The 12,326-nt window shown below is 71.8% G+C and carries 12 protein-coding genes, 1 tRNA gene and 1 pseudogene; 5 read left to right on the forward strand and 9 right to left on the reverse strand.

Annotation, left to right across the window (positions count from 1 at the left end; all coding sequences use genetic code 11):
- Nucleotides 1-1,323 precede the first annotated feature (1,323 nt).
- Nucleotides 1,324-1,872, reverse strand: a complete 549-nt coding sequence (locus tag ACLQ2U_RS25075; protein ID WP_425753224.1) for a carboxymuconolactone decarboxylase family protein — start codon at nt 1,870-1,872, stop codon at nt 1,324-1,326.
- A 199-nt stretch (nt 1,873-2,071) separates the two neighbouring features.
- Between ACLQ2U_RS25075 and ACLQ2U_RS25080 the strand changes: the two genes are divergently transcribed.
- Entirely contained in the window at nt 2,072-2,674 is a 603-nt protein-coding gene (locus ACLQ2U_RS25080; RefSeq protein WP_425753225.1) for a CGNR zinc finger domain-containing protein, read from the forward strand.
- A 347-nt stretch (nt 2,675-3,021) separates the two neighbouring features.
- Here the strand turns inward: ACLQ2U_RS25080 and ACLQ2U_RS25085 are convergent, their stop codons facing one another.
- The gene (locus tag ACLQ2U_RS25085) at nt 3,022-3,711 is read right to left on the reverse strand and encodes an IS6 family transposase (RefSeq protein ID WP_425753350.1); all 690 of its coding nucleotides are present in this window, start codon (nt 3,709-3,711) and stop codon (nt 3,022-3,024) included.
- Nucleotides 3,712-3,886: 175 nt separating this feature from the next.
- Between ACLQ2U_RS25085 and ACLQ2U_RS25090 the strand changes: the two are divergent.
- Nucleotides 3,887-4,057, forward strand: a pseudogene (locus ACLQ2U_RS25090) (zinc ribbon domain-containing protein); the annotation flags it as partial.
- 120 nt (nt 4,058-4,177) lie between these two features.
- On the opposite strand, the gene ACLQ2U_RS25095 reads toward ACLQ2U_RS25090, so the two are convergent.
- The 6 genes from ACLQ2U_RS25095 to ACLQ2U_RS25120 form a co-directional block, all read right to left on the reverse strand.
- Nucleotides 4,178-4,411, reverse strand: coding sequence for a hypothetical protein (locus ACLQ2U_RS25095; RefSeq protein WP_425753226.1), 234 nt, complete (start codon nt 4,409-4,411; stop codon nt 4,178-4,180).
- A gap of 130 nt (nt 4,412-4,541) precedes the next feature.
- Nucleotides 4,542-4,625 (reverse strand) — tRNA-Leu (locus tag ACLQ2U_RS25100).
- 394 nt (nt 4,626-5,019) lie between these two features.
- Nucleotides 5,020-5,859 (reverse strand): SDR family oxidoreductase, encoded by an 840-nt coding sequence (locus tag ACLQ2U_RS25105; protein WP_425753227.1) that lies wholly within the window; start codon nt 5,857-5,859, stop codon nt 5,020-5,022.
- Between the two features lies 1 nt (nt 5,860).
- The gene (gene tnpB / locus ACLQ2U_RS25110) at nt 5,861-7,258 is read right to left on the reverse strand and encodes an IS607 family element RNA-guided endonuclease TnpB (protein ID WP_425753229.1); all 1,398 of its coding nucleotides are present in this window, start codon (nt 7,256-7,258) and stop codon (nt 5,861-5,863) included.
- Nucleotides 7,255-7,833, reverse strand: a complete 579-nt coding sequence (locus ACLQ2U_RS25115) for an IS607 family transposase (protein ID WP_425753230.1) — start codon at nt 7,831-7,833, stop codon at nt 7,255-7,257. Before ACLQ2U_RS25115 ends, tnpB begins: the two co-directional genes overlap by 4 nt.
- A gap of 38 nt (nt 7,834-7,871) precedes the next feature.
- On the reverse strand, nt 7,872-8,843 hold the full coding sequence (locus ACLQ2U_RS25120) for an LLM class F420-dependent oxidoreductase (protein WP_425753352.1): 972 nt from the start codon (nt 8,841-8,843) through the stop codon (nt 7,872-7,874).
- A 154-nt stretch (nt 8,844-8,997) separates the two neighbouring features.
- Here ACLQ2U_RS25120 and ACLQ2U_RS25125 point away from each other — a divergent pair, with 154 nt between their 5' ends.
- The 3 genes from ACLQ2U_RS25125 to ACLQ2U_RS25135 all read left to right on the forward strand — a co-directional run bounded on the left by ACLQ2U_RS25125 (nt 8,998) and on the right by ACLQ2U_RS25135 (nt 11,487).
- A complete protein-coding gene (locus ACLQ2U_RS25125; protein WP_425753232.1) occupies nt 8,998-10,023 on the forward strand; it encodes a low temperature requirement protein A in 1,026 nt (341 codons plus the stop codon).
- 352 nt (nt 10,024-10,375) lie between these two features.
- Complete coding sequence (locus ACLQ2U_RS25130; protein WP_425753233.1) at nt 10,376-10,552, forward strand: hypothetical protein; 177 nt, start codon at nt 10,376-10,378, stop codon at nt 10,550-10,552.
- 71 nt (nt 10,553-10,623) lie between these two features.
- Nucleotides 10,624-11,487, forward strand: coding sequence for a DUF1028 domain-containing protein (locus ACLQ2U_RS25135; RefSeq protein ID WP_425753235.1), 864 nt, complete (start codon nt 10,624-10,626; stop codon nt 11,485-11,487).
- Between the two features lie 146 nt (nt 11,488-11,633).
- Here the strand turns inward: ACLQ2U_RS25135 and ACLQ2U_RS25140 are convergent, their stop codons facing one another.
- Nucleotides 11,634-12,308 (reverse strand): maleylpyruvate isomerase N-terminal domain-containing protein, encoded by a 675-nt coding sequence (locus ACLQ2U_RS25140; RefSeq protein WP_425753236.1) that lies wholly within the window; start codon nt 12,306-12,308, stop codon nt 11,634-11,636.
- Nucleotides 12,309-12,326 lie beyond the last annotated feature (18 nt).

Raw genomic sequence — 12,326 nt, forward strand, 5'->3', positions numbered from 1 at the left:
GACCAAGAAGCCTACGGAAGCGAGGTCACCGGCCGAGGCGTGTCGTGTGCGCATCGCTCACTCCTAGTCGCTGTGTCAACAGTCGGCGTGCCGGCGACCATTACCCGCTGCGACCCGCCACACGCACCAAGGGCGCGAGATCCCGGTGTGGTGAAACGAAAAGACGCAGCACCCCGGGAGCGACTCAGACTCCGTACCGAGTGACAGCTCAAGTAATGCCGAACCCGCACCAGTCCCGCGCCCCCGGTGATCCGGAACCCACCACCGCCTGCTCGTGCATACCGCTGCGGACGCGTGGCCGGAATGTAGGGGCGGTTCCCTCGAACCGATCTCGATCCTGCCAGCAGCGCATGTTCCATGTCTGGTCACGGGAGCTGAGATGGGCGCAGGCTTGTCCGATTCGTCGGAACGTCGCGTCGGCTGTTGCCGCTCGCGGCCGGTCTGGGCCTCGCGCCGAAAGCCGGTACGTCCCGAGCACCTGCTGCCCACGGCGACGACCAGCTACACGCTCAGCCTGGTGCTCGAGGCGTCGTCGACGGCGCTCGCGTAGGCCGCGTTCGCGTCGGGCACGCTCGACAGCCCGCTCGTGCGGGACGACCTCGCTCACGACGCCCCACTGCAGCGCGGTCTGCGCGTCGATCGACTCGCCCGTCCAGCGCAGCCACTTCCCCTCGCTGGCTCACCCGAGAGGCCGGCGATGGGACGACCGTCGACCCTTCGTGCCTACGACGGCGCGACCCACGCATGGATGCTGCTCGACCCAGCGGCAACGGCGCAGGTGGTTGCGGAGATCGCCCGGCTGCTCGCCTGAGCCCGCCGGGCAGTCCCCGGAGAACGGCCGCCGTGAGGCCGGCTGCCGCGACCAACGCGACCCATCGCGCGAACCCGCTGCCGGACAGCGCCACGACGAGCCGGGCGGCGGCAGTCGCGGGGAAGAGCGCCGGCCAGGCGGACGCGCCTCCGGTGGACCGCAGTCGCACGGCGGTGGCAGCCGCCGCGACGCTAGGGCCACGAGCGGGCCCAGGCTCCAGCGCGGTTCGGAGCGCAGGGGGCCGCGGAGAGCGTGCGGCGTCGTGCGTGCCGCGAGCCACGCGCGAACCACGGCGACGAACACGAGCGTCACGGCGAGAGCGAGAAGCGCGTCCGCCGGCGCCGCGGAGAGAACGCCGGCTGCCAGGCGCCACGTCTCGCCGAGGCCGGCGATCCCGAAGGCGGCGACGATTGCCGGGCCTGCGTCGTACCGGCTCGTCTCGGTCATCGTGGCTCCTCGCATTCGGATCGAGGGCAGGCCCGTGGGACGGGACCTGCCCTCGATGCACTGCGTCAGGCGTGCTGGAGCGGCCGAACGGCGGGCAACTCGTTGTCGGTGTCGGCCAGGATGTTGGTGTAGTTGGTGAGGATGTTGAGGGCGAGGTTGCCGACGAGCTCGATGATCTCCTCGTCGGTCACGCCCGCGGCGCGGGCCTGCTGCAGCTCGACCTCCGAGACCGCCCCGCGGTTGCGGGCGATGGCGTCGGAGAGTTCGAGGAGCGCCGCGATGTGCGGGTCGGCCGAGGACGCCTTGCGGGCCAGCTCGATCTCGGCCTCCTCCACCTTGGCGACCTTCGAGGCGAGGAACGTGTGGGCCGAGAGGCAGTAGCCGCACTGGTTGTACTCCGCGGTCGCGAGTGCGAGCCGTTCGCGGACCGGTGCAGGGAGGGTGCCCTCGCCAAGGGCACCGGACAGAGCCAGCCAAGCCTTGACCGCGGCCGGGCTGTTCGCCATGACCTTGGCCATGTTCGGGACCGAACCGAGGGCCTTACGTACGTCGGCGAGGGCCGCCGCCTGCTCGCGGGTGGCGGTGGCGGCGTCAACGGCGGGGATGGTCGACATGGGTGTGGCCTTTCGAATAGTGGTACTAATGTCTGCTTACTTCCGACGCATTAGATAGTGCCCGGAGGACCACCGTCTTGCCAAATGGTTGTAACGCAGCTAACCATTAGCACCAGGGACCCTGGGGGTGTACGGTTGCCCTCCCCAGGGGCGAATGCATGAGTTCGATCTATCCGTTAGAGACACGTAGACTGGAGCCATGACCACGGACGCGATGCCGCACACCGGCGAACCGCTCGCCGTCGAGCTGCTCAACACCGTGCGGCTCGTCGACGGCCGGGCGGTCGATGCGTTCGAGACGGACGCTGAGGTCGCCGACTGGCTGCGGGCGATGGAGCCCCGAGTCGGCGTCCTGCTGGGCACCCGCCTCGCTGAGGGGCCGTTGCTGGCTGCCGCGCCGCGGGTCCGGCGGCTTCGTGATGCGGCCCGCCAGCTGGCCGCCGAGTTGGTGTCCGACCCGCGACCGGCGGTCACCCCGGGGGTGGGCGACCACGCGGTCGCGGTGGCGACGGTCAACGCCGAGGCGGCCTCCTGGGTCCAGCTCGACTGGCCGGCCGCCGCGCGTCCCGGCCGGGTGCTCGCCACCCATGGTGATGCCGCCGACCTGGTGGTCAACGCGCTGGGGCGAGAGGTCATCTCGCTGCTGACGAGCGACCATCAGAGGCTGCGCCCGTGCCTGGCGCCGTCGTGCCCGCTCTTCTTCTGGAAGCAGGCGCGCCGCGAGTGGTGCTCACCGGCGTGCGGCAACCGCGCTCGGGTGGCGCGGCACTACCAGCGGCACCACGCTAACGTGCGCCGCTGACGGCCTCCGGTTTCAGACCGAGGCGACGGTCTTCAGAGAGGCGATCACGCCCGCGATGTCGCGCCGGGTGGAGGCAGCCGGCCAGACCGTGTTGGGCTCGTAAATTCGGTTCGGTGGCTGTGACGTGCGGCTTTGTGCGAGGTCGGCCCAATCGGGGCGGCGACGATCCAAGGTATGGCAGCCTCGCTGGTGTACCTGCTCCTGCGTCAGGTCCTGCAGATGCTGACCCAGCTCGCCCGGGACGGCGGCGCGAAGGACGTCGAACTCCTGGTGTTACGGCATCAGGTGGCGGGGCGCCGTTGCGTTGTGAGATCGGCGGACGTGTCCAACCCTTCTCGGGTCCGAGGTCAGATCGCCTGGGCGAGTTCGGTAAACGCCGCGGCGACCCGTGTAGCCGGCGGGGCGTCGATGGCGAGTTCGTAGTGGCCGTGTCGGAGGTTCTGCATGAATGCGTGCCCGGCGATGATCACCTGCGCTGTCTTGTCCGTTCGTAGTCCGCGCATCGGTCTCAAACGGTGTTTCAGCTGGCTGTGATCAGCCTCGATCGGATTGTTGGCGTACCGCTCGACGTGGTGCCACGCCTGCGGGATCAGCTCATCTAGGACGCCGGGGTAGACCGGCGCGGCGTCGGTGACCACCTCCGCGGGTGTCACCTTCAACGTCGACAGCGCCCGGCGGAAGAACCGCCGGGCCGCGTCGGCGTCGCGACGCGCCGAGACCAGCACGTCGATGACCTGCCCGTACTGGTCGACCGCCCGGTACACGTAGCGCCATACCCCGTTGACCTTGACGTAGGTCTCGTCGACGAACCAGCGATCACCTGGCGAGTGGCGGCAGAACCGGGCGGCGTCGGCCAGCAGCGGCGTGAACCGCTGCACCCACCGGTAGACGGTGACGTGATCGACCTCGACGCCACGTTCGACCAGCAACTCCTCAACGTCGCGATAGGACAGGTTGAAGCGCAGATACCAGCGGACCGCGACGACGATCACCTCCGCAGGGAAACGGAACCCGACGAAAGCCGACTTCGGAGGCAGCCACGGGCCGGGACGGGTCGATGACTTCACTGCTCAAGCCTGCCTCGATCTTGCCAACGCTCAATGCAACGGCGCCCGCTCCACCAACCCCAGCCATCCCGCCATCGTCACCGTCGAAACCTTCGAACTCGCCCAAGAGCAACTGGCGGCGGCCGGACGCGGCGACAAACCCCGCATGCCCCGCGCCACCCCCCGCACCTACCAACTCCGCGGACTACTGTTCTGCGGACTCTGCGACCGGCGGATGCAAGGCAACTGGAACCACAACCTGCCCCACTACCGGTGCCGCTTCCCCAACGAATACGCCCTCGCCAACCACGTCGCGCACCCCCGCACCGTCTACCTCCGCGAGAACGAGATCATCCCGTCCCTCGACCGCTGGCTCGCCAAGATCTTCACCCCGGACAACATCGAACACACCCTGAAGACACTCACCGACGCCCAACCCGATCAACAGGCGGAGGCCTCAGCCGACGCCAGGACCCTGGCCGAGGCCGACCGGAAACTCACCAACTACCGCGCCGCGCTCGACGCCGGCGCCGACCCCGCAATCGTCACCCAGTGGATCAGCCAAGTCCAAGCCGAGAAGACGCTCGCCGAAGCCCGCCTGCGCCAGCAGGACACCACGCGCAAGAGACTCAGCCGCGAAGAGATCCAGTACATCGTCTCCACCCTGACCAGCCTCACCCAGGTCATCCACGACGCCGACCCACGAGACAAGGCAGAGATCTACAGCCAGCTAGGCCTACGACTGACCTACCACCCCGGAAAAGCAGCGGTGCTGGTCGAAGCTCGACCAGCACCGGCATCATCGGTGTGCGTAAAGATTGTGTCCGAGGGGGGACTTGAACCCCCACGCCCTATACGGGCACTAGCACCTCAAGCTAGCGCGTCTGCCATTCCGCCACCCGGACCTGCACGTCCAGCCTACCCTGTCGGCTGGGGTGAGTCGCTCACCGGTCAGCCGCCCTGGTGGACCGCACGGGGCATTACTGTACACGGCCCGGGTGGATCATGCGAATTGCCGCCCAGCGACTGCGGATTGGCCATATAACCGCAGGTCAGCGAGGGTGCCGTCCTCCGTGCGGCCGGAGCATGCGCCGCACGGCGGGTAGCGTCCGGGTCAGCACGCCGCCGGTGAGTGCGCCACCCGTCAGCACGCCTCCGGTCAGCGCCCCGCCCGTGGTGAGTACACCGCCCCTCGGCGAGCCATCGCCGTCCGCCCCCGCCGGTCAGCGCGCCCCCCGCGCCCATCCACCGGCACGACCCTTCCGACCGCCACTCGGCGGCGATCCTGGAGAACAGCGCCTACGGCGACGCCGCCGGTGGCGGTGGGGGCGGCGTCGACTGACCGGCTCCGGCGCGCAGCCGGCGGACCAGCTTGCGCAGGCCGGCCTGCCAGCCGTCCGGGTCCTCGGCGCGACGCAGCGCGTACCCGGCGACCTCGGGGTGCGGCAGGATCAGGAAACGCTCCTCGGCGAGCCCGGCGATCACCGCGTCGGCGACCTGGTCGGGGGTGAGCACCGCGCCGGAGGCGGCGATGACCCGGGCGCCCAGGTGGCCGGCGGTGAGCCCGTCGGCGAGCATCGGCGTGTCCACGCCCTGCGGGCAGAGCGCGCTGACCCGGACGCCCCGGTCCCGGTAGGTGATCGCCAGCCACTCGGCCAGCCCTACCGCCGCGTGCTTGGTGGCGGTGTACGGGGCGTCCCCCACCGCGGTCAGCACGCCGGCCGCCGAGCAGGTGTTGAGCAGGTAGCCCTCGCCCCGGGCCAGCATCGCCGGCAGCACCGCCCGGGCGGCATACACGTGGGAGAGCACGTTGACCCGCCAGGACCGGTCCCAGTCGAGGTCGTCCGCCTCGACGCCGGCGCCGGTGGCCACGCCCGCGTTGGCGCAGAACAGGTCGATCCGGCCGTACCGCCGCTCGGTGTCGGCGACCAACTCGCGGACCTGACCCTCGTCGGTGACGTCCACGGCGACGCCCCGGACCACCGGGCCGATCCCGTCGGCCACCGCGGTGACCGCGGCGGCGTCCCGGTCGGCGAGCACGACGGCGGCGGCGCCCTCGGCGACGAAGCGGCGGGCCAGCGCCGAACCGATGCCGCCCGCTCCCCCGGTGATCACCGCCACCCGGTCGGTCAGGTTCATCTCAGCTCCCGTTCCCGATCAGTGCACTTCGGTAGGCGTGTGATCGGAAGTCCCGCCTTGCGGTGGGACGGTCCCGGTCTGACCCGCCGATGGCGGTGCCGGGTTGACGCTTCACAGCCACCGGCCCGCCGGGGCGGGTCTTATGGTCGGCTCCACGTCCAGCCACCGGGCCACTCCCGGCGGTGGTGGCCTCATGCGCGAGTGCGGCGAGGTTGCGGGCGGCGTTGAGGTCCCGGTCGAGAACCAGGCCGCAGGTGATGCAGGCATAGACACGCTCGGACAGGGCTAGCTTGGTTTTCACCGCGCCGCAGCCTGAGCAGGTCTTCGTGGACGGATACCAGCGGTCGGCCACCATCAGCCGGCCGCCGTACCATTCGGTTTTGTACGCCAGTTGCCGGCGCAGCTCGCCGAACCCGGCGTCGGCGATGCTGCGGGCCAGCCGGCGGTTGCGCAGCATTCCGGCCACGTGCAGGTCTTCGACCACAATCACGCCGTACTCGCGGGCGAGTCCGGTGGTGAGCTTGTGCAGGCCGTCGCGGCGAAGGTTCGCCACCCGGGCGTGTGCGGCAGTGACGTGCGCGCGGGCCCGTTCCCACCGTTTCGATGGGCGGCGGCCGGTGTGCCGGTCCGGGCCGAGGCGTCGGGACATCCGCCGGGCGAGGCGTCTGATGCGCCGGCCGGCGTGGTCGAGGTGACGCGGGTTGGGCACCAGTTCCCCGGTGGACAGCACCGCGAGGTGCTTGACGCCGACGTCGACCCCGACGGTCGCCGCCGGGCGGGTGGGGCCGCGGCCTGCGCGGTTGACCTCGACGCAGAACGACACGTGCCAGCGGCCACTGTCGCGGCGCACCGTCGCGGACAGGATTCGGGCGGTGTCAGCTTCAAGTCGGCGGGCCAGTTTCCGGGTCGACTCGTGGGTCTTCAACCGGCCTAGTCGCGGCAGCACGACGTGTGTGCGGTCCGGGTCGACGCGGATCGTGCCGGTGGTGAACCGCACGGTGGGGGTTGACCGCCGGCGGGACTTGAACCGGGGGAACCCCACCGGGCGTCCCTTGCGTTTCCCACCACGAGAGTCGGCCCAGTTCTTCAACGCGCGGGCCAGAGCGTCCAGGCCGGTGTTGTACGCCTCCTTCGAGCATTGCGCCCACCACGGCGCTACATCGGCCTTCGCCGCGTTCCATGCTCGCCGCAGAGCAGGCAGTGACCAGCCGGCCGCCGGGGTCAAGTGCTCGTCCGCAACGCCGTAGGAACGTTCGGCGGCCCGCTGGTCCACCACGGCCGTGACCCGGGCCAGCGCCCAGTTGTGCGCCACCCGGGCCGCCCCGGCGTGGGCCAGCACGACACGCTCCTGACGCGGGGTGAGATCGAGAGCGAACCGGTACGCCTGCGTCGTCTTCACCTCGGATCAGCCGCGGTGGTGACCGCATCGATGGCCCGGCGAGCCCGGTCCGCCGCTGCCCGGCGACCATACAGGCGAGCGCACAGCGAAGTGAGAATCTCGGTCACGTCCCGCACGATATCGTCATCGACCTCAGCCGGGTCCACGACCAGCAGCCGGCGACCCTGCGCGGCCAGGGCGGCTTCGACGTACTCAGAGCCGAACCGGGCGAACCGATCCCGATGCTCCACCACGATGGTCGACACCGACGGGTCACGTAGCAGGCCGAGGAACTTCTCACGGCGACCGTTGACCGCCGACCCGACCTCGGTCACCACCCGCGACACGGTGACACCTTCGCCGGTGGCCCACGTGGTCACCCGGGCCACCTGCCGGTCCAGGTCAGCGCATTGGTCCACCGAGGACACCCGGGCATAGACCACCGCTACGCCGATTGGAGCAGGTGCGGCGGGTTGGTCCACCAGGATCAACCCACCCACACGGCGCACGGGCACCGGAAGTTCACCCTCCCTAAACCACCGGTACGCCGTCACCGGGTGCACACCCTCACGCCGCGCCCACTCCTTCAAGTTCAACCGTTGCATGCAATCACCTACTGTCTTGTCAACAGTTCTCACCCCTCCGCCAGGCCGAGCCCGGCGATCAGCTCACCGAGCGCGGCGGCACCCCCGGCGGTCAGCTCCGGGGTGGGCAGCAGCGCCAGCACCGGGACGTCCACCCCGGCCTCGGCGTAGCGGCGCACCTGCGCCCGGCAGTGCTCGGGCGAGCCGTGCAGCACCAGCGCGTCGACCACCTCGTCCGGCACCGCCGCGCCGGCGCCCCGCCGGTCGCCGGCCGCCCACGCCGACCACATCGGTCCGAACGCGGTCTCCCGCCCCAGCCAGCGGTGGAACTCGGCGTACGCGGGCACGGTGAGGTAGCTGGTGATCAGCCGCCGGCCGAGGGTCCGGGCGTAGCCGGCGTCCTCGGTAGGGCAGACGAAGATCCGGGCCACCACGTCGAAGTCGGGGCCCCGCCCGCCGAGTTCGGCGAGGGCCTTCGGCACGTCGTCGGCGGCGAGCCAGTTGAGGATCACCCCGTCGGCCTCGGCCGCTGCGAGCCGGAGCATCCCGGGGCGCAGCGCGGCCAGCAGCACCGGCGGGGGCACGGCGGGCAGCCGTTCCAGGGTGAACCGGCGCACGGCGAAGGTGTCGAACGCCCCGTCGACGGTTTCCCCGCGCAGCGCGGCCTTCAGGAAGCGCAGCACGTCCCGGGTACGCCGGAACGGCTCGTCGAACGGCACCGCGTTCCAGTCGTTCACCAGCACCGGCGAGGAGGCACCGATGCCGAGCGCGAACCGCCCGGGGGCGGCCTCGGCCAGCGCGGCGGCGCTCATCGCCAGCAGCCCGGGCCCGCGGGTGAAGACCGGGGTGATCGCGGTGCCGAGCCGCAGCCCGGGCTGCCAGGCGGCGGCCAGGGCTAGCGGGGTGAACGCGTCGGCGCCGTTGACCTCGGACGACCAGACGTCGGTGAAGCCGGCCCGGTCGAGGGCCGCGTAGACCGCGGCGTGGTCGGCGAGCGGGATCCCGCCCAGCGGCACCGTCATGCCCCATCGATTCGTCATCCGGTCGATCGTGCCCGCTCCCCGGGGCCCCGACAAGACGTGGGCGCGCACGGATAACGCCCGTTGTCGACCGGACGACCGGCCGGAGGTGTTACGACTGCCAGGTGAGCTGGGCCGACGGCGGGCAAGGCCGACCATGACGGCCGGCCGGACCACGGGCGTCCTGCCGGAGGCCGACGGTCCGAAGCGGGCGACGTTCCTGGAGCTCTTCTTCGACCTGGTGTACGTCTTCGCGCTCGCCCGGGTCGCCACCCGCGCCTTCCAGGACCTGGCCGTCGAGCCGGGACACGCCGAGGGCTGGCGCGCAGTGACCGGGGGCGGCAAGACCCTGCTGCTGCTCCTGGCGCTTTGGGCGGTGTGGCAGGGCACCGCCTGGACCACCAGCCGGTACGACCCGTACCACATCTGGCTGCAGACCGTCGTGATCACCGCGCTGGTGTCGAGCATGGTGATGGGGGTGGCGACCCCCGGCGCATTCACCAAGACCGGCCTGGCGTTCGCGACGGCGTACGTCGTCGCGCAGGTGACCCGACCGTTGATCCTGATGGTGGCGCTCGGCCCGCACCAGTACCGGCGGCTCAAGCTGCGGATGCTGGTCGTGTTCAGCGTCAGCGGGGTGTTCTGGCTGGCCGGCGCGTTCCAGCCGACGAATCCGAGGGTGGTGCTCTGGAGCCTGGCTCTGCTGATCGAGTACATGGCGGCCCGGTTCGGCTGGCCGGTACCGGGGCTGGGCCGCTCGACGGTGAGCAACTGGCAGATCGCCGGGGAGCACCTGGCCGAGCGGTACCAGCAGTTCTTCCTGATCGCGCTCGGCGAGACGATCCTGGGCACCGGCTTCGCCTACAGCGCCGGGGCGTTCACGATGGCCCGTACCGCCGCCTTCGCCGCCGCGATCGTGACCTCGGTGCTGCTCTGGCGGATCTACGTGCAGCGGGCCGGGCAGATCCTCGGCGAGGCGGTGACCAAGGCGGCGCACCCCGCGACCATCGGCCGGTCCGCCGCCGACACCCACCTGGTGATGGTGGTCGGGATCGTCTCGACCGCGATCGGCTACCGGGATGCGGGCCAGTGCTCCGCCCTTCAGGGCGGGGGTGAAGGCCCGCGCGGGAGGGCCGCCAGGCCCGAGCGTGCCGTTGACCTGACGCCCCATCGACCGTGGTAACGTCGCGTTCGTGCGAGGCGAAGGGTCATGCCGGAAGCCTCGAAGCGTCACGACGGACACAGCGTGACTGTCGCCGCAGGGCTTGCGGAGACGTAAAGCGCCTGTGGAGTGTGGGTAAGACCGGAAGCGATTCCGGCACCGTGCGGTGAAGCAGGAACCCACCCGGGCGTTGCGCGTTCCGCGCGCAGCGCGGAGGGAATCCCCGCCATTCATGGCGGTGGAGGATGTCAAGAGCTGGTCATCGCACATCCGACCGGGCACAACGAGGTGCCGTGGCTGGCGATGATCATCGGCGGGCCGGTGCTCTTCCTGGCCGGTCGGGCCCGGTTCGAGTACGAGGTGTTCGGCCGGGGTGTCGCCGTCGCGCTGGATCGCGGCCCTGGTGCTGCTGGCGGCAACGCCGGTGCTGCTGCACCACGCCCCGCTGTTCTCCGCGGCGGCGGCCGCGATCGTGCTGGCGGCGGTGGCGGTGGCCGACGCCCGGCGGGCCCGGGGCCGGCCTCCCGAGGAGGCCGCGCCGCCGTTCTGAGCCGGGCCGGGAGTGGAATCCGCCCGGCGTGCGGGGCGGACCCGCCGGGCACTCGGCGCTAACCTCCACGGGTGACCTTCTCCATCGTCGCCCGCTCCGCCGACGGGCTCCTGCACGGCGTCGCGGTGGCCAGCAAGTTCCTCGCCGCCGGCGCGCTGGTGCCGGCCGCCGAGGCCGAGGTCGGCGCGATCGCCACCCAGGCCCACGTCAACCTCGGGTACGGCCCGCAGGGGCTGGCCCTGCTGCGCAGCGGCGCGGCCGCCGTCGACGTGCTGGCCGGTCTGGTCGCCGCCGATCCCGGCCGGGACGACCGCCAGCTCGGCGTTGTCGGCGTCACCGGCGCGGGCGCCACCTGGACCGGGCCGCGCTGCCACGACTGGGCGGGCGGCCAGGCCGGGGAAGGCTGGGCGGCCCAGGGCAACATCCTCGCCGGCCCGCACGTCATCGACGCCGTCCGCGACGCCTGGCTGGGCGGCGAGGCGCTGCCGTTCCCGCAGCGGCTGCTCGCCGCGCTGCGCGCCGGCGACCGGGCCGGGGGCGACCGGCGGGGTCGGCAGAGCGCCGGCATCCTGGTGGTCCAGCGCCGGGGAGGGTACGCGGGCACCGGCGACAACCTGGTCGACCTGCGGGTCGACGACCACCCGGATCCGGTCACCGAGCTGGGCCGGCTGCTCGACATGCACACGATGCTCTTCGGCAAGCCGGATCCGGCCACCCTGCTGGACCTCACCGGCCCGCTCGCCGACGAGGTCACCGGGCTGCTGGCCGCCGCCGGGCACCCGGTCGGCGAGGCCGGGCTGGACGACGCGCTCGCCTCCTGGGCGGGCGTGGAGAACCTCGAGGAGCGGCTGGTCCCGGGCCGGATCGACCCGATCGTCCTGGCCCACCTGCGCGGCAGCGTCGCCCACGTCCCGGCTCCCCGCTCCGCCACCTGACCGCACCCACCGCGCCGACCCACCTCCGCGCCCCGGGCCGCGCACCCGACCATGATCGTTTCCACGTCAGCGACTCGACACGCCGGTAAAGCAATCGTCGACGCGTAAGCGATCATCAGGTTCGCCGGTCCCGACCAGCCCGGAGGTCAGCCGCCAAAGGCGAGCCAGCGGAAGCTGGCGGCCTCGACCACGGCCCGCTCCCGCGCGGTGAGCGACGCCCGGCCGGTGGCCTTGCGGATCAGGGTGAGCGGGTCCCAGCCGAGCCCGGCCGGGACCGGGCGGCCGCCGGTGAGCAGCTCGGCGATCACCGCCGCCGCGGTCGGGGTGAGCCACGGTTCCCGGTCCAGCGCCACCGCCAGGTCCAAACCGTGCACGCCGACCTCGACCACCCGGGTGACCAGGAAGTCGGGCAGGGTCATCGCGTCGCCGTGCCGGGTGCGGACCACCCGGTCGGCCGGCTGCGTGCCGACGGCGGCGTCGGTGGCCCGCCAGGCGGCGGTGAAGGCCGCCGCGTCGGCCGGTTCCCGGGCCTCCCGCCGGGCGGCGTCGATCCGGGCGGCGTCGATCCGGGCGGCGTTCACCTCGGGGGTGAACTTCGCCGCGCCGAAGTAGCCGGCCGCGTCGACCTCGGCCCGGGGCGGGGCCGGCGCGGCGAGCATGTCGACCAGGCGCCCGGCGCCGGTGCGGACGTGTGCGACCAGGTCGCGTACCGCCCAGGGCGGGCAGGGGGTGGGGCGGTCCAGGTCGGCCCTGGCGAGCGTGCGCAGCAATCCGTCCAGCCGGGCGCACTCGTTCCGGAACGCCGTCCGTACCGTCTCCACGGCTCGTACCCTCTCACG

It is taken from the genome of Micromonospora sp. DT47 (genome assembly GCF_049844475.1).
Taxonomy (GTDB): domain Bacteria; phylum Actinomycetota; class Actinomycetes; order Mycobacteriales; family Micromonosporaceae; genus Micromonospora.

Coding starts and splice junctions, on each gene's coding strand:
- ACLQ2U_RS25075 (WP_425753224.1), bottom strand. CDS start 1,872: ATGTCGACCATCCCCGCCGTTGACGCCGCCACCGCCACCCGCGAGCAG.
- ACLQ2U_RS25120 (WP_425753352.1), bottom strand. CDS start 8,843: ATGACGGTGCCGCTGGGCGGGATCCCGCTCGCCGACCACGCCGCGGTC.
- ACLQ2U_RS25105 (WP_425753227.1), bottom strand. CDS start 5,859: ATGAACCTGACCGACCGGGTGGCGGTGATCACCGGGGGAGCGGGCGGC.
- ACLQ2U_RS25125 (WP_425753232.1), top strand. CDS start 8,998: ATGACGGCCGGCCGGACCACGGGCGTCCTGCCGGAGGCCGACGGTCCG.
- ACLQ2U_RS25080 (WP_425753225.1), top strand. CDS start 2,072: ATGACCACGGACGCGATGCCGCACACCGGCGAACCGCTCGCCGTCGAG.